The sequence below is a fragment of the Xylanibacter brevis ATCC 19188 genome (assembly GCF_000621725.1).
GTDB classification, from domain to species: domain Bacteria; phylum Bacteroidota; class Bacteroidia; order Bacteroidales; family Bacteroidaceae; genus Prevotella; species Prevotella brevis.
Genome location: NZ_JHXM01000020.1, coordinates 43395 through 60563 on the forward strand (window position 1 = coordinate 43395; position 17169 = coordinate 60563).

The window sequence follows — 17169 nt, forward strand, 5'->3', positions numbered from 1 at the left end:
TATGAAATACTTTTATCGCATCTATCAACTATTCATCGCACTACCCATCGTTCTGGTGGCTACGGTGCTGGTGGTCCTTTTCATTTCTGTAGGTTGTGCCTTGGGCAACGGTCATTTCTGGGGTTATTACCCCGCTCATATCTGGGCCCGCGTGATTCTCTGGGCTCTGCTACTTCCTGTCAAAGTGGAAGGACGTGCTCAACTGGAGAAAGACCAGTCGTATGTGTTTGTGGCTAATCACCAGGGTGCCTTCGACATCTTCTTGATTTATGGCTACTTGAACCGTAACTTCAAATGGATGATGAAGCACCAGCTTCGTAACATGCCACTTGTGGGTTACGCCTGCGAGAAGTCTCACCAGATATTTGTGGATAAACGTGGTCCAAAGAAGATTAAGGCTACCTATGATAAAGCACGTGAAACGCTTCAAGGTGGTACCAGTGTCACTGTGTTTCCAGAAGGCTCACGTTCGTTCACCGGACATATGGGCGTGTTCAAGCGCGGTGCCTTTGCACTGGCCGACGAACTGCAGTTGCCCGTGGTGCCTCTCACCATCAATGGCTCTTTCAACGTGATGCCTCGCATGCGCGACATGAAGTTTGTGCTTTGGCATCCGCTGACCCTCACCATCCATCAGCCTATTTATCCGGTAGGACAGGGCGCCGACAATATTGAGGCAACAAAGAACCAGGCGTACGACAGCGTGATGTCGGCGCTGGTGCCAGAATACCAAGGTTTCGTGGAGAACCCAGACCAATAAAAAAATAAAGGAATAGTGAAAAGCACTATTCCTATATTTTTGGATATTTCCTTGTCCATCCATCCCAGCGCAATCGCATCACGCCAAAGAATGCTTCTCCGAAGATGCCTCCAGACATTTTGCTGGTGCCCTCTTTGCGATTGACGAAGATGACGGGCACCTCCTTGATCTTGAAACCAATCTTATAGGCGGTGAACTTCATCTCTATCTGGAAACCGTAGCCCTTGAAGCGAATCTTGTCGAGCTCGATGGTCTCCAGCACACGACGTCTGTAGCACTTGAATCCGGCAGTGGTGTCGTGGATAGGGAAGCCTGTCATCATCTTCACATATTTAGAAGCGAAGTAGCTCATCAGCACACGACTCATGGGCCAGTTGACCACGTTCACACCACTGACATAGCGCGAGCCGATGGCCACGTCGTAGCCTTCGTCGTGACAGGCACTGTACAGGCGAGGCAGGTCGTTAGGATCGTGACTGAAGTCGGCATCCATCTCGAACACATAGTCGTAGTCGTGCTGTAGGGCCCACTTGAAACCAGCAATGTAGGCCGTGCCAAGACCCAGCTTACCTTTGCGCTCAACCAGGAACAAACGATCGACGAACTCGTTGGCCATCAGGTCCTTCACAATCTGGGCAGTGCCATCGGGCGAACCATCGTCGATGATCAGAATATGGAAACACTTCTCCAATCCAAAAACGGCTCGGATGATTTTTTCGATGTTCTCTTTCTCGTTGTAGGTAGGAATGATGACAATGCAGTCGCTCTTGTTCATAGTTTATATGGTTTGATAGTGCAAAGGTACAAATTATTTATGAATACGTCATCATGTATTATGATTTTTTTTGTTACCTTTGCACCAGGTATTTATAATGAACATTCAGGAACTGCAGACATTGTATGCCATGAAGCCTCAGGTGGCGGCATTGGCAAAGCTGATGGGGAAATCTTCGGAGAAGACGATTTCTTTGGATGGCCTGTTGGCCTCGTCAGCACCTATGTTGTTCAGCGCATTAGCACTGAAGACATCACAGAAACTTTTGTTTATCCTCAACGATGCCGATGAGGCTGGTTATTTCTACCACGACCTCTGTCAGGTGATGGGCGAGGGGAGCGTACTCTTCTTCCCATCCAGCTATCGTCGCGCCATCAAGTATGGACAGAAAGATCCTGCCAGCGAGATACTCCGCACGGAGGTGCTGACGCGACTGACAGAACAAGAAGAGCCGGTCGTGGTTGGCGAAGGTGCTGCTCACCCCTCATCTTACCTGTATGTGGTCACCTATCCAGAGGCGCTTGCCGAGATGGTGGTGACGCGAAAGCAGTTGGATGCTCGTCGTCTGACGTTGCAGCAGGGACAGTCCATTCGTGTGGATGATGTCTGTGCCACGCTTCGTGACTTCGGCTTCCGTGAGGTGGATTATGTCTATGAACCAGGCCAGTTTGCACTGCGTGGCTCTATTCTGGATGTCTATTCCTACAGTCATGAGTTTCCATTCCGCCTGGACTTCTTTGGCGACGAGATCGACTCTATCCGCACGTTCCAGGTAGAAGACCAGTTGTCGAAAGAGCGCTGCGAACTGGTGGATGTGGTGCCCGAACTGACGGCTGTCGAGGAAAAAGAGTCGATACTGAAGTTCTTGCCCAAAAACACGCTGCTGGCGATGAAGGATTTCCAGTTCGTGCGCGAGTGTATTGAGCGAGCCTACCAAGAAGGCTTTTCGGCTCAGGCCATGCAGGAACGCATGGAGGGCGCTACAGAACTGGAACAGCGCCAGATAGAGAAGGAGATGCAGCGCGACAGTCAGATCATCACTGGTAGTCAGTTTGCACGCGATGCCGAACCCTTCCGCAAGCTGTTGATCGCTCGTGCTCATGCCGTTGAGGGAGCATGTGTCTCTTTCAACATCAAGCCCCAACCGCTGTTTCATAAGAACTTCGAACTGTTGACACAGACCTTAGAGGACTTCCTGTTGCAAGGCTTCAAACTCTATATCCTGGCCGACAGCGAGAAACAGCAGGAACGCCTGAAGGATATCTTTGCCGAGATGAAACAGGGCATCACGTTTGTGCCCGTCGATAAGACGCTGCATGAGGGCTTCGTGGATATGGATGCACGCCTGTGTCTGTTCACCGACCACCAGATCTTCGATCGCTTCCATAAGTACAACTTGAAGAGCGACAAGGCCCGTGGTGGTAAGGTGGCGCTGACACTCAAAGAGATACAGCAGTTTGAGGTGGGCGACTACGTGGTGCATGTGGACCACGGCATTGGTAAGTTTGGCGGACTGGTCAGGATGCCGCTGCAGGATGGTGGTTTCCAGGAGATGATCAAAATCGTGTATCAGCGCGGCGATGCAATCTACGTGAGCATCCACTCGCTCTATAAGGTGTCGAAATACAAGTCGCAGGACGATGGTCAGCAGCCACGCATGTCAACGCTGGGCACCGGACAGTGGGAGCGACTGAAGGAGCGCACCAAGAAGCACATCAAGGATATAGCCCGCGACCTGATCAAACTCTATGCGGCCCGCAAGCGCCAAAAAGGCTTTGCGTTCAGTCACGACACCTATCTGCAACACGAGTTGGAGGCTTCGTTCCTCTATGAAGATACGCCCGACCAGCTGAAGGCAACACAGGAGGTGAAGGCAGATATGGAACTGCCCAAACCGATGGACCGACTGGTGTGTGGCGATGTGGGCTTTGGCAAGACCGAGGTGGCCGTGCGTGCTGCCTTTAAGGCTGCCGTCGATGGTAAACAGGTGGCTGTGATGGTGCCCACCACGGTGCTGGCCTATCAGCACTATCGCACGTTCCTCGGCCGACTGAAGGACATGCCTGTAAGGGTGGATTATCTGACGCGTGCTCGTTCTACCAAACATACCACGGCGCTATTGAAGGACCTGGCTGAGGGTAAGGTGGATATCTTGATTGGTACGCAGAAGCTGATCAGCAAGAGTGTGAAGTTCAAGGACCTGGGACTGCTGATCATCGACGAGGAACAGAAGTTTGGCGTCTCTACAAAAGAGAAACTGCGCCAGATGAAAACCAACGTGGACACGCTCACCATGAGTGCCACGCCTATCCCCCGTACGCTGCAGTTCTCGCTGGTGGGCGCTCGCGATATGAGCGTCATCCAGACGCCACCACCCAACCGCTATCCCATTCAGACAGAGATACACACATTCTCGGCAGAGATCGTCACTGATGCTATCAACTTCGAGATGAGCCGCAACGGACAGGTCTATATCGTGAACAACCGCATCAGCGACCTGACGCACATCGCTGAGATGATACATAAGTACATTCCCGACTGTCGTATAGCCATCGGTCATGGTCAGATGAAACCCGACGAGCTGGAGAAGATCATCCTCGACTTCTCTAACTACGACTACGACGTGCTGCTCTCTACCACGATTGTGGAGAATGGTATCGACATTCCCAATGCTAATACCATTATTATTAATAGTGCACACTACTTCGGACTGTCTGACCTACACCAGATGCGTGGACGCGTGGGACGCGGCAACCGCAAGGGCTTCTGCTACTTGCTGGCACCGCCTTTGGCAGCACTGCCGGTAGATAGTCGTCGACGACTGGAGGCGCTGGAGAACTTCTCGGATCTGGGCAGTGGTATCAACATCGCGATGCAGGACCTCGACATCCGTGGTGCAGGCAACCTGTTGGGCGCAGAACAAAGTGGTTTTATCTCGGACTTGGGTTACGAGACCTACCAGAAGATTCTGAATGAGGCTATGGCAGAACTGAGAAATGAGGAGCCAGAGATGGAAGAGAGCGAGGCACGGAGCGCAGAACAGGGTGGCAACGCGCGTGATGAAAGGACTCAAAGCCAGGCCTCGAAAGGGAATATGGACTCGTCGCAGTTCTCATCGCTCGGCAGTCAGGTGGACTTTGTGGCTGACTGTAACCTTGAGTCTGACTTGGAAATGTACTTCCCCGACCAGTATGTACCTAGTGATTCTGAACGTATGCTGCTCTATCGCGAACTGGACAACACCCGCAACGACCAGGAGGTGGAGGCCTACCGTACGCGTCTCGTGGACCGTTTCGGACCGTTGCCACCACAGGCCGAGGAACTGTTGCAGGTAGTTGGCTTGCGCAGAAGTGGCAAGCATCTGGGCTGCGAGAAGATCATGCTGAAGCAGGGACGTATGTTCCTCTACTTCGTCAGCAATCCAAGAAGCCCGTTCTATCAGAGTCAGGCGTTCAGCCAAATTCTTGATTATATCGGAAGAAACGTGCGCCGCTGCAACCTTCGCGAGCAAAATGGCAAACGCTCTATGGTTGTAACGGATGTGCCCACCGTTGGCGAGGCTGTCAAGGTACTGAACGATATCATTGGAAAAGGGGCACTATCGTGATGGAATAGTGCCGCTATTTACCCCGAAAGGGGGCACTATTCTATGACTATTATGGCACTTCTCCGTAACCAAACCAATGCTTTGCCGTAATGTAAGTATTGGTTTCCCGTAACTAAACTAATGCTTTCCCGTAACGTAAGTATGGGCCTCCCGTAACCAAAGTTCCCCCTTCAGGAAAGAATGTTTTATGAAATAATGACCGACAATATGTCTTGTGTTTGTGACAAATTGTCGGTTATTTTTGTATTGGCATTTATATTGCATCTTGATAAGTGAGCAACGATGATAAGTCGATGACTCAGACAACAAGTTAAACCAAAATAAAACATAATTAGGAGGACAATATTATGACACCAATGATGAGACGTAACGCAGCTTGGCTGCCCAGTGTATTCAACGATTTCTTTGATACAGAGTTTATGCCACGTGCCAACTGCACCGCACCTGCTATCAATGTGAAGGAGAGCGATAAGGCTTACACCGTTGAACTGGCTGCTCCAGGCATGCAGAAAAACGATTTCAACGTACATATCAATGATGAGGGCAACCTGATCATCAAGATGGAAAAGAAACAGGAACAGAAGGAGGAGGACAAGAGCACTCGCTATCTGCGTCGCGAGTTCTCGTATTCTAAGTTTGAACAGACGCTGCTGTTGCCCGACGATGTAGAGCGTGACCAGATCAGAGCTCACGTAGAAAACGGTGTGCTGACTGTAGAACTGCCCAAGCATGCTGAAGAAAAGGTCAAGGTGAGCCGCCAGATTGAGATTGGATAAAACAGCATAAAGGATTGACTTATGGAGGAAATGGCATTCTGACGAAGGGTGCTGTTTCCTCTTTTTTTATTATTATTTGCGGGAGTTAAGTTTTTTTTGTACCTTTGCCGCTGATAATGAATAATGTATATTCTATGATGATTAAATTCTTGCGTAGTTGGCTGATGGCACTGGCGTGTGCAGTCGGTCTGAATAGTTATGCTCAAGACGAGATTCAAACTGTTGCCAAGGCAGACATTCTGAGCCAGTATATGTGGCGTGGACAGGAAATGGGAGCCACCAGTTTTCAACCTGCATTGGGCATCGAGTGGAAGGGATTCAGTTTGGTGGGTGGTGCCAATATCGGTATCTCGGACAAGACAGACCCTAAAGAACTGGACATCACAGCGCAATATACCCTGGGAAACTTCAGATTCGGACTTGTTGACTACTGGAGCGATTCACCCAATACGCGTTATCTCTATTACGATGCACACAGCACCAGTCATGTGTTTGAGGCTTTTGTGGGCTATGATTTCGGCATCGTGGATGCTTCGTGGCAAACCAACTTTGCCGGACAGGATTATCAGACGGCGGATGGCAAGCGCGCCTATTCTTCATATGTAGAGCTGACTGCGCCCTTCAAACTGGCTAACTTCCAATGGGAGGCACAGCTGGCTTTCGTTCCCTGGAAGTCAGACTATTACCACACGACGGGCTTCGCCGTGACGAATGTCAATCTGAAGGCTATCAAAAATATAAGACTGACAGAACATTTCGCCCTGCCAGTCTTTGCACAAGTGGTGGCCAATCCTTGTTCGCAGAAGACTTATATCGTCTTCGGACTGACCATCGAATAATTCTTTCGTTAGATAATCTGCTCAAGTTCAGAAACGTTCTTCTCGATAGTCTCATCGCTGACGCTGAAGTTCTGCAGGTCGCCATTGATGTACGACTCGTAAGAAGGCATGTCAATCAGACCGTGGCCTGAGAGGTTGAAGAGGATGACTTTCTCTTCGCCTGTCTCAATGCACTTCTTGGCCTCGCGGATGGTGGCGGCAATGGCATGACAACTCTCGGGCGCAGGGATGATACCCTCGGTGCGGGCGAAGAGCATGCCGGCCTCGAATGACTCGAGCTGTGGGATATCGACGCCATACATCAGACCGTCTTTGATCAACTGACTGACAATCATGCCTGCACCATGATAGCGCAGACCGCCAGCGTGGATGTTTGAGGGCTTGAACTGATGACCCAGTGTGAACATGGGGAGCAGAGGGGTATAACCAGCCTCGTCGCCGAAGTCGTACTGGAACTTACCGCGTGTCAGTTTAGGACAGCTCTCTGGTTCGGCAGCAATGAACTGGGTGTCCTTGCCGTCCTTCAGGTTGTGGCGCATGAAGGGGAAGGCAATACCGCCAAAGTTACTACCTCCACCGAAGCAGGCAATCACCATGTCGGGATACTCACCGGCCATCTCCATCTGTTTTTCGGCTTCCAGACCGATGATACTCTGATGGATAGCTACGTGGTTCAGCACTGAGCCCAGTGTGTATTTACAGTTGGGCGTGGTGGTGGCCAGCTCAACAGCCTCACTGATGGCTGTTCCCAGCGAACCAGGATGCGTGGGGTCCTTGGTGATGATGTCCTTACCAGCACGGGTTGACATAGAAGGTGAACCTGTAACGGCAGCACCAAAGGTGCGCATGATGCTGGAGCGATAGGGCTTCTGCTGCATCGTGATCTTCACCTGATAGACAGCGGCATCCAGACCGTAGATCTTCGCTGCGTATGACAGAGCGGCGCCCCACTGTCCGGCACCGGTCTCTGTGGTGACGTTGGTGGTGCCTTCCTGCTTGGCATAGTAGCACTGGGGAATGGCTGAGTTGATCTTATGTGAACCAAGTGGATTGGTAGATTCGTTCTTGAAATAGATATGGGCAGGTGTGCCAAGAGCCTCTTCAAGGGCGTAGGCACGTACCAGCGGAGTAGAACGGTAGTATTTGTATTTCTCCAAAACCTCTTCGGGAATGTCTATCCATGCGTGTTCTGTGTCCAGTTCTTGTACGCAGCATTCGCGGGGGAAGATGTGTGCCAGGTCGTCAACGCCGAGTGGCTGGTGGGTTTTAGGATGAATAGGAGGCAATGGCTTGTTGGGCATGTCTGCCTGAATATTATACCACTGCGTGGGAATCTCACTCTCGGGGAGAATAAATTTCTTTTGTTTGCTCATACGTTTCTATTATTGGTTTAGTATTTGCGCTGCAAAGATAATATAATTAATTAAGAATGAAGAATGAAGAGTTAATAATTTTGTGACACTGTGGGGGCTGACTTGGGAAAAATGTGTAACTTTGCAGGCTGTATGTGGATTATTGTAACAATATTGGCTTATTTCTTCGTACTGATGGGCATCAGTCGCCTGGCAGTACGGCGTGCCGATAATCAGGCTTTCTTTCGTGCAGGGCGCCGCTCGCCTTGGTATATGGTGGCCTTTGGCATGGTGGGCGCTTCCATTTCCGGCGTCACGTTTGTCAGCGTGCCAGGCATGGTGCTGACTTCGCAGATGACCTATCTGCAGGTGTGTCTGGGCTTTATTGTGGGCTATCTGGCCATCGCCTTTTTATTGCTTCCGGTCTATTATAAGTTGAACCTCACCTCTATCTATACTTACTTAGGTCAGCGCCTTGGCGCATCGTCGTATCAGACGGGCGCCTGGTTTTTCCTCGTTTCGAAGATGGTGGGGGCTGCGGTGAAGTTCTATGTGGTATGCCTTATTCTGCAGCAGTTTGTGTTTGAGGCGCTGGGCGTACCCTTCTTCATCAACGTGCTGTTGATGGTGTCGTTGATATGGTTCTATACGCGAAAGGGTGGGGTGCGCACGCTGGTCTTCACCGATACGTTCCAGACGGTTTGTCTCTTCATGGCGCTCCTTCTCATTATATTTATGGTGGTTCAGTCGCTCCACTTCTCCATGGGTGATGCCGTACGGGCCATTGCCAGCGATGCCCATAGTCATATCTTTGAGTTCAGCGACTGGCGGTCGCCTTTCTTCTTTTGGAAAGAGTTTCTGAGTGGTGCTTTTATCGTGATTGTGATGACAGGCCTCGATCAGGATATGATGCAGAAGAATCTGACGTGCCGCACTTTGCGCGAGGCACAGAAAGATATGTGTAGTTATGGTGTTGCTTTTGTACCGGCCAATCTGTTGTTTCTGTCGTTGGGCGTATTGTTGGTGCAGCTTTTTCAGCAACAAGGGGTTGAAATTCCTGCTCAGGGCGACCAACTGCTGCCCATGTTTGTGAAGGGCGAAGTGATTCCTCTGACTTCTCAGCTTCTCCCATTGCTCTTTGTTCTTGGCATTGTGGCGGCATCGTTCTCAAGTGCCGATTCGGCCCTGACGTCGCTAACCACCAGCTATTGCGTTGATATCCGACAAAAACACGACGACGAGAAACTGCGTAAACGCGTACATCTGGCTGTCTGCTTGCTTTTTGTGGCTTTCATCGTGATGTTCCATACGCTCAATAGCAAGTCGCTGATAGATGCCATCTATACCATCGTTTCCTATACGTATGGTCCTCTGTTGGGACTCTTCGCTTTTGGGTTGTTTACCAAACTGTATGTTAGCCAGCGGTGGGTGCCTGTGGTTTGTGTGGCGTCGCCATTCATTTGCTATGGCATAGCTTGTGCAGCCGAACAGCTGTTGAATTATCATTTTGGCTACGAACTGCTGATGCTCAACGGCTTGCTGACATTTGTTGGCTTGTGGCTGTGCCGTTGCTCTGTGCCTCCATATACTCGCTAGGCTGTACGCCAAACTCTTTTTTGAAACAGGTTGCGAAGTATTTCGGGTCCTTAAATCCTACGCGATAAGCCAGGTCGCTGACGCGCATGTTGGAATGGCTCTCGGCCAGTCGTTTGGCTTCTTTCATGCGTATGTCGCGAATATAAGTGGTGATGTTCATGCCCGTCAGCACGCGCAACTTGTTGTAGAGCGTAGAGCCTGAAGCTCCCATCGCCTTGGCAAAGGCATCTCGGTCAAAATCGCTGTCGTCAAGATGATCCAGTACGCATTTGTAGGCTCGCTGCATAAACTCGTCATCGGGCGATATCTGCTGATTTTCGGTGATGGGTTCTTTGCCTGCAGCTTCCATAATACGCTTTCGGTTCGAGATCAGATTGTCTATGCGCAACTCCAGGTCGCCCAAGCGGAAGGGTTTGGCGATGTAGTCATCGGCACCGATAATCATTGATTCTTTGCGGTCTTCTTCGTTGGTCTTGGCTGTCAACAGAATGATGGGCAGGTGGTTCCATTCTGGTTTTGACTTGATCTTCTGTGTCAGTTCGTTACCATCCATCTCAGGCATCATCACGTCAGAGACGATGAGGTCCAGATGTTTGCTTTTCACAATGTCGAGCGCTTCTTTTCCGTTAGAGGCGGTGTAGATATGATAACGCTTGCTCAGCAGTGTTCTCATCAGCATCAGCAGCTCTTCGTTGTCTTCTACGAGCAGCAGCCTGTAGGCATTCTCGTCTGTTGGTTGGATGGCGGCCGACATTGGTGGCTCGTCATCTTCTGGATAGAGTGCCTTCAGGTCGATGATGTTTGATTGTGTCTTGCTGAGGTCGAAGGCGTTGTTTTCATCGACTTGCTCTGGCAGGAATGCTTCCTTGGTGATAGGAATCGTGACAGTAAAGGTGGTTCCTATGTTTTCCTTGCTCTCACAGTTGATGGTTCCTCCGTGCAGCATCACCAGGTCGTGCGTCAGTGCGAGTCCTAGTCCGTTGCCCTTCGCTTGCATCCTGCGGTATTCTCCGTCGTGAAAGCGATGATACAGGTTCTTCATCTTGTTTGCCGAGATGCCGATACCATCATCTGTTATTTGTATAATAATATGGTCATACAGATTGTTTGTCATCACGCGGAGCGAGATGTTTCCACCCGCCTTTGTGTATTTGGCGGCATTCGACAGCAGGTTGTAGATAATCTTGTCCAACTTGTCGGTATCTATCCAGCCCATCATCGAGTTGGGTTTCGTCTCTATGGTGAAGGTCTGGTCGCGTTTGTGCATCAGTGGCTCTATGCAGAGTGCGGTCTGTCTGATATATTGCATGACATCTCCTTGCGATACCAGAAGCTTCAGTTCGCCAGAATGCGATTTGCTGGTTTCCAGTATCTGTTGCAGTAGGCGCACCATGCGTTCAATATTTAATTGCATGAGTGCATAGTCTGATGCATGATTGGGTTCTTGTTCGCGTAGATGATCTACCGAGGCCGAGATGACGGTGAGTGGTGTTAGCAGTTCATGGCTGATGTTCGTGAACACCTCTTCCATCTTTCTGCGATTCCGCCGACCGATGCTTTGCTGGTAGAGCATGCGTCCATGAATGATTAATATGGCAATAATTGCTATGCCGAGTGCTATGTTATACGCGATATTCATTCTTTTAAGGTTTAGATTTCCGTCTGCGAAGATAGATATTTTTATCGAAAGTTCCAACAAAATCGGCGAAAAAGTGCACTAATTGGTTTAAAATTTGTGATTTTTGGTAGAAATAACGTTAATTCACGATTATTAAACCTTAAATAACAAAAGTTAAACGTCGTTTTGGAAAGCATTTCTTATCTTTGCAACATTAAAAGAGATTTTTAATGGTTAAGGTTTATGGTTGATTAATTTAGTTAATCGAAAGAGCTACGCTGGGAAGCGTGGCTCTTTTTTCTTTTTATATTCTTCTAGCCTTAATTATTGTTGAAATCTCCTACAGTATTTATTCTGCCTGTAGTTGTGTTCCAAGAAAAGCTGTTATCATTTGATGGCTTTTCTATAAAAATCGGTGTTGGTTGCTTTGATGGAAATAGTCGCCCATGGCTCAGGTTTTGGTTGGACGACATGATTTGATCAGTTTAGGTGTTTTGCTGGGCCGTTAGTTGTTGCATGCCAGAATACTTTTTCTGCCAATTATTTTCTATTTTTAAGCGATTTTTTCACTTATTAAGTAAATTAGGGGCTGAAATAGTTTTCAAAATGGTTGAAATATTGTGATTTTAGGTAGAAAATATGATAATTGTTATTTTTTAAACCTTAAATAACAATAGTTGAACCTCATCATTAAAACTATTATATATCTTTGCAATATCAAAAGAGATTTTTAATGGTTAAGGTTTATGGTTGATTAATTTAGTTAATTGAAAAAGCCTCGCTGTGAAGCGGGGCTTTTTTGTTTTTTATTCTTTTTTGTTGTTTTGTCGTTAACTCTTTTTGTCGTTATCTCGATATCTCGATATAACGATATCTCGATATTTCGACATCTCGGTAAAACGATGCTTCGATAAAACGATGTTTCGATTTCGGTTCATCTTAATTCTTTGCCAGCAGGTAGCGTTCGGCCTCGATGGCTGCCTGGCAACCTGTTCCTGCGGCGCTGATGGCTTGACGGTAGGTTGGGTCGGCACAGTCGCCTGCCACGAAGACACCGGGAACCTTTGTCTTTGGTGTACCGTCTATCTTCTTCAGGTATCCCACCTCGTCGGTGTCAAGCCACTCCTTAAAGATGGCTGTGTTGGGCTTGTGACCGATGGCCAGGAAGAATCCGTCTATCTGGATGTCAACCTTCTCTTCGTCGGCTTCTCCCATACGTTTCACCAGGTGGGCACCTTCCACGGCACCATCACCAAACAGTCCTATGGTGTTGTGCTCAAACAGGATCTCAATGTTCTCGCGATCCATCACGCGCTGCTGCATTACCTTGGATGCGCGCAGGTAGTTCTTGCGAACAATCAGATAGACTTTCTTGCAGAGACCGCTCAGGTAGAGTGCATCTTCGCAGGCAGTGTCGCCTCCACCTACCACTGCTACGGTCTTCTTGCGGTAGAAGAAACCATCACAAGTGGCACAGGCGCTAACACCCATACCGTTGTATTTCGTCTCGTCGGGCAATCCTAAATACTTTGCAGAAGCACCAGTAGCTACAATCACGGTGTCGGCTTCAATCTCTTCGCCAGCATCGTCCCATGCTTTGTAGGGCGCTTTTGAGAAATCCACCTTAACGATCTCGCCGTCTCGGATGTCTGTACCGAAACGCTCTGCCTGTTGACGCAGGTCCATCATCATCTGGTTGCCGTCAACACCCTGTGGATAGCCTGGGAAGTTTTCTACTTCCGTTGTCTGTGTCAGCTGTCCACCAGGCTGAAGTCCGCAGTATTCAATGGGCGATAGATTAGCTCTTGACGCATAGATTGCCGCTGTATATCCGGCAGGTCCGCTACCTATAATTAAGCATTTTGTCTTCATAACTGTGAACTTTGAATTTTTAACTGTGAATTGTAATAATGGATTGTGAACTTACTTCAGCAGTTCCTCAATCTGTTCTTCAATCACTTCAATATTCTCGGTGGGTTCAAAACGTGCAACCACCTGTCCCTTCTTGTTGATCAAGAACTTGGTGAAGTTCCATTTAATGTCGGGCTTTTCCTTGTAGTTGGCGTCTGTCTTTGTCAGCATGTCGTCCAGAATGTGGGCAATGGGGTGCTCCATGTTCCAACCCTGGAAGCCTTTCTGCTCTACCAGGAAATTGAACAAGGGTTCTGCATCGTCGCCCTTCACCTTTACTTTCTTGAAACGTGGGAATTCTGTTCCAAAGTTTGCTTTACAGAATTCGTGAATAGATTCGTCGGTACCAGGTGCCTGCTGACCAAACTGGTTGCATGGGAAGTCCAAGACCGTGAATCCCTGGCTGTGATATTTCTCGTAGAGTTTTTCCAGTTCTTCATACTGTGGGGTAAAGCCACACTTCGTTGCTGTATTCACGATAAGAATTACCTCGTTGGCATACTCTTTCAGTGATACATCCTTTCCTTTCCTGTCCTTGACAGAGAAATCGTAAATAGTTCTCATTGTTGTGTTATGTAAAAATTCAATGTTATTCAGAAATCTTTTGTTGCAAAGTTACACAAAAAGTTCTGTTTTGCCAAACAATTTACGTAATTTTAATCAATAGTCGTCATTTGCCATTCTTCTGAATAGTCAGGTTGGGCGCAACCATTGGTCCCCATACACTTTTTAGGAAGTCAGCAGACTTTCCTTCTACGAGTTCCTCGATGTCGTCAGGCAGATTGCAGAAGAAATCCAGACCTGTCAGTCTTTCCAGTTCGTTGATATTCACGACATGCGGACTTAAATCATATTTTGTGCCATCCGACGTTCTGTCATAGTCATCCACCTTTCGCTGTTCGATGTAGAATCCCATCGCGCCGATGTTGGACTCAGAGCGCTTCAGCAGTGCGGCCATAAAGAAGTATTTCGGCACGATGAGACCATTGCTGCGGTGCATCAAAATCTGGCTCTCGTTGTCGATGGTGCCTCCTTTACATATAAATAAGGTGTCCGAACTGCTCTTCGTTATCTTGCTGCGCATGTAGTCTTCCATGTGTGCCCATACGCCTGCGTTAAACGCATTGTATTGCGGCTGCATGTTGGTCAGGAAGAATGTCTGATAGTTTGCCTCGGCAGAGTTCAGACGGTCTGCCGACGGACAGATATGTCCATGGTCAAAACCACTTCCTTTGAAGGGATCATCACCTCCAAAGTAAGGAATCTCTGAACTAAGTTCCGGATCAAAAGGATATTGTGGGTTTCCATAATATCTCGATGTGTTCGAACTGCGGTTGCCCGCATAAATCTGGTAGCAAGACCAGCGCTGCGACTGTTTCTCCACGTCCCATTCCACCGAGTAGTTGATTTCGCCATTGCTCGTGTAGTGTACAATGACAATGTTGTTGCCGTTGTCTTTCAGTTTTGGAAACTCCTTCCTGGCGGCTTCCGGATAGGTGCTCACGTCGTTGCGGTTGTTGTTGACGATGTTGACGGTGTCGTCGTTGTCTTCGCCACAGGCACTCATCAAAGAGGCTCCGATAATCAGAAGGAGTAGGGCGGACTTACTAAAAAAGTGATGTATATAAACCATCTTGTTTTTGTGTGTGTTGTTCGTCATCTGTTTTTCTCCATAAGAAAAAGGTGCAGTCATGGGCATATGCAACTACCCAGAATGCACCTTTTATTCCTTCAAGTGTAAGCTATCTTATTTCTTCGCAGCCTTACCGTAGCGGCTCATGAACTTATCAACACGACCAGCCGTGTCAACGAGCTTGCTCTTACCAGTATAGAAGGGGTGAGAGCTACTTGAAATTTCGACTTTTACCACTGGGTAAGTTTCGCCTTCGAACTCTACAGTCTCATTGCTCTTTGCAGTAGACTTCGTAAGGAACATATCGCCGTTGGACATGTCCTTGAACACGACGGGGCGATAGTTTTCTGGATGAATACCTTGTTTCATTTCTTTATAAATTGTTGTTTATGAATAATTTCGGGCTGCAAAGGTACGAACTTTTTTTGATTCTCGCAAACTTTTAAGCCTTTTTTTACTTTCCGGGAGTGGTCTCGCCGTTCAGCATGTAGAGGTAGGCTTTACCCGATACGGTCTCAGGGGTATTGCCTCTGTAGTTCACCACTTTACCATAAACAACGACCTCGTCGCCTACCTTCAGCACAGGACCTGCGCCCTCTGACCATTTGGTGTTGTTGAAGTAGTTGGCGCGGTAAACCTCGAAGGTGTTGGCATCCTCGCCATCGTCCGAGATAAAGAAGGTGGCGTTTCCGAAGCCGCTATCGTAGTTCTGCTCTTTGTTGTTGCTCACGTCAATCTTAGACACGATACCCTTGATGTAAACATCCTCTGTAGAGTTGACATCTTTGCCCAGTTTCTTGGTGAACTTCAGTGCACCTGAAACGTTGAATGGGTTCTCCAGGCTGCCATCGCCTACTGCAGGTGCCAGTGGTTTTGGAGCGCCGCCGCGGTTCTCACCATTCAGCTCGTAGATGAATCCCAGGTTCTGAGCGGTCTCAATCGTGCCGTTGTAGTTGGTCACAATGGCGCAGATGGTCACCTCGTCGCCCACTTCCAGAGACTGGTCGGTGGCAGTCCATTTCTTGTTGCCCAGGTAGTAGGCGCGGTAAACGTAGAACTGGTTGGTCTTTGTACCGTCAACAGAGATATAGAATGTGCCTGTACCGTACTGTGCAGTGAACTGGTCTGTGACCGATACCACCTTACCTTTGATAAAGCAGTAGTCGTCGGTGTTGTCGCCTGCCTCCAGATTGCTGGCCACGTTCAGGATGCTGATCACGTTATAAGGATCTTCCACCGTTCCACTACCGGTGCCACCCTTGATGTGCGTACCCAGAGGGTTAGCATCAGTTCCAGGGATGCCGTAAGGCGCTTCGACATCTTTATCGCAGGCAGCCAGTGCTACGGCAGCCATTGCGAAGAATGTCAGATTTTTAAATAGCCTTTTCATATTGTTGTTCTTTTTAAAAGGTTCTTGTTACTTGTATTATTCCTCGGGGAAGTTGATATCACTTTCCTTACGGATCATAATCTGCCAGGTGTCGGTAGAACCGCTGACGAAGCGTGTAGCCATACCAACGATTGTGCCCTTGGTCTTAGGCAGTTTCCAGGCTGCAAACTTAGCATAGGTGCTGGTGCGCACCACGATTTGGTTGGCGGTGTAGCCCTTCAGCTCGCGCGACACACATCCACCTTTGATGGTCACGGTGTGGTCCTTCGTCGAGTCGGGTGCAAAGGTGCCCAGACCTTCCACGTCCTTGAACTCTATGCCACCGATCTGTACCAGCTGGCCGCAGTTCTTGTTCTTGTCCAGCTTCATGAAGTCGGCAACAGATGCAAACTTCAGCGTGTCAATCTTTGTCACGTCGGGTGTGCCCACATACTTAAAGTGCTGCTGGAACACCTCTTTGTTCATACGTCCCACACCGCTGCCATATTTTGAACCGATCTGTGGCTCCTTGCGATAACCACCAATCCAGAGGTCTTTCAGGTCCACGATGATCTCCTGTCCCTCGGCCAGGAAGGCGTGCATACCGCTCTGGTTCACAGAAATGATGATGCTGCCAGTCTCATCCTGAAGGAAGAACTGCTTGTAGATGTTGCTGCCAATATCGTTGCCGCTGACGCGACCTTTGATCTTGATGTCTTCCTCGATCTTTACGGCCTTGTCTGTAGAGGCAAACACGTTGGGATATTTATCTTTCAGTTGTGCAATGGTGATGATATTCTCGTCCGTGATGTTGTTGTTGCCATTCAAGTCACCATAGGCTAACGTCGGCTCATCCCAGTCACCCTGGCAGGCTACTGCCAACAGGGCAACAAGTGTCATTGCAAGATATTTTATTGTTTTCATAATGCGTCT

General features: G+C 48.7%; 14 protein-coding genes. 5 read left to right on the forward strand and 9 right to left on the reverse strand.

Annotated elements, in window-relative coordinates; all coding sequences use genetic code 11:
- Window position 1 precedes the first annotated feature (1 nt).
- The gene (locus T433_RS0110830) at window positions 2-760 is read left to right on the forward strand and encodes a lysophospholipid acyltransferase family protein (protein ID WP_027455814.1); all 759 of its coding nucleotides are present in this window, start codon (window positions 2-4) and stop codon (window positions 758-760) included.
- Window positions 761-791: 31 nt separating this feature from the next.
- Here the strand turns inward: T433_RS0110830 and T433_RS0110835 are convergent, their stop codons facing one another.
- Window positions 792-1535, reverse strand: a complete 744-nt coding sequence (locus T433_RS0110835) for a polyprenol monophosphomannose synthase (RefSeq protein WP_027455815.1) — start codon at window positions 1533-1535, stop codon at window positions 792-794.
- 97 nt (window positions 1536-1632) lie between these two features.
- On the opposite strand from T433_RS0110835, the gene mfd reads away from it, so the two are divergent.
- The 3 genes from mfd to T433_RS0110850 all read left to right on the forward strand — a co-directional run bounded on the left by mfd (window position 1633) and on the right by T433_RS0110850 (window position 6757).
- Window positions 1633-5142: a transcription-repair coupling factor gene (gene mfd, locus T433_RS0110840; protein WP_027455816.1), complete on the forward strand. Its 3510-nt coding sequence runs from the start codon at window positions 1633-1635 to the stop codon at window positions 5140-5142.
- Window positions 5143-5498: 356 nt separating this feature from the next.
- Complete coding sequence (locus T433_RS0110845; protein WP_428837376.1) at window positions 5499-5918, forward strand: Hsp20/alpha crystallin family protein; 420 nt, start codon at window positions 5499-5501, stop codon at window positions 5916-5918.
- 134 nt (window positions 5919-6052) lie between these two features.
- Window positions 6053-6757: a hypothetical protein gene (locus tag T433_RS0110850; RefSeq protein WP_027455818.1), complete on the forward strand. Its 705-nt coding sequence runs from the start codon at window positions 6053-6055 to the stop codon at window positions 6755-6757.
- An 8-nt stretch (window positions 6758-6765) separates the two neighbouring features.
- On the opposite strand, the gene T433_RS0110855 is transcribed toward T433_RS0110850, so the two are convergent.
- Window positions 6766-8130 carry a TrpB-like pyridoxal phosphate-dependent enzyme gene (locus T433_RS0110855; protein WP_027455819.1) on the reverse strand — a complete coding sequence of 455 codons (1365 nt, stop codon included), beginning with the start codon at window positions 8128-8130 and terminating at the stop codon, window positions 6766-6768.
- Window positions 8131-8262: 132 nt separating this feature from the next.
- On the opposite strand from T433_RS0110855, the gene T433_RS0110860 reads away from it, so the two are divergent.
- The gene (locus T433_RS0110860) at window positions 8263-9705 is read left to right on the forward strand and encodes a sodium:solute symporter (RefSeq protein ID WP_027455820.1); all 1443 of its coding nucleotides are present in this window, start codon (window positions 8263-8265) and stop codon (window positions 9703-9705) included.
- Here the strand turns inward: T433_RS0110860 and T433_RS0110865 are convergent.
- The 7 genes from T433_RS0110865 to T433_RS0110900 all read right to left on the reverse strand — a co-directional run bounded on the left by T433_RS0110865 (window position 9638) and on the right by T433_RS0110900 (window position 17160).
- Window positions 9638-11344, reverse strand: a complete 1707-nt coding sequence (locus T433_RS0110865; protein ID WP_081778466.1) for a hybrid sensor histidine kinase/response regulator transcription factor — start codon at window positions 11342-11344, stop codon at window positions 9638-9640. The genes T433_RS0110860 and T433_RS0110865 overlap by 68 nt on opposite strands.
- Window positions 11345-12262: 918 nt before the next feature.
- Complete coding sequence (gene trxB, locus T433_RS0110875) at window positions 12263-13195, reverse strand: thioredoxin-disulfide reductase (protein WP_027451015.1); 933 nt, start codon at window positions 13193-13195, stop codon at window positions 12263-12265.
- Between the two features lie 51 nt (window positions 13196-13246).
- A complete protein-coding gene (locus tag T433_RS0110880; RefSeq protein WP_027455822.1) occupies window positions 13247-13798 on the reverse strand; it encodes a glutathione peroxidase in 552 nt (183 codons plus the stop codon).
- 106 nt (window positions 13799-13904) lie between these two features.
- A complete protein-coding gene (locus T433_RS15220) occupies window positions 13905-14894 on the reverse strand; it encodes a DNA/RNA non-specific endonuclease (protein ID WP_248616517.1) in 990 nt (329 codons plus the stop codon).
- Window positions 14895-14981: 87 nt separating this feature from the next.
- Window positions 14982-15236: a type B 50S ribosomal protein L31 gene (locus tag T433_RS0110890; RefSeq protein WP_027451013.1), complete on the reverse strand. Its 255-nt coding sequence runs from the start codon at window positions 15234-15236 to the stop codon at window positions 14982-14984.
- An 85-nt stretch (window positions 15237-15321) separates the two neighbouring features.
- Complete coding sequence (locus tag T433_RS15970; protein WP_155808484.1) at window positions 15322-16257, reverse strand: hypothetical protein; 936 nt, start codon at window positions 16255-16257, stop codon at window positions 15322-15324.
- A gap of 36 nt (window positions 16258-16293) precedes the next feature.
- Window positions 16294-17160: a DUF5689 domain-containing protein gene (locus T433_RS0110900; protein WP_027455823.1), complete on the reverse strand. Its 867-nt coding sequence runs from the start codon at window positions 17158-17160 to the stop codon at window positions 16294-16296.
- Window positions 17161-17169 lie beyond the last annotated feature (9 nt).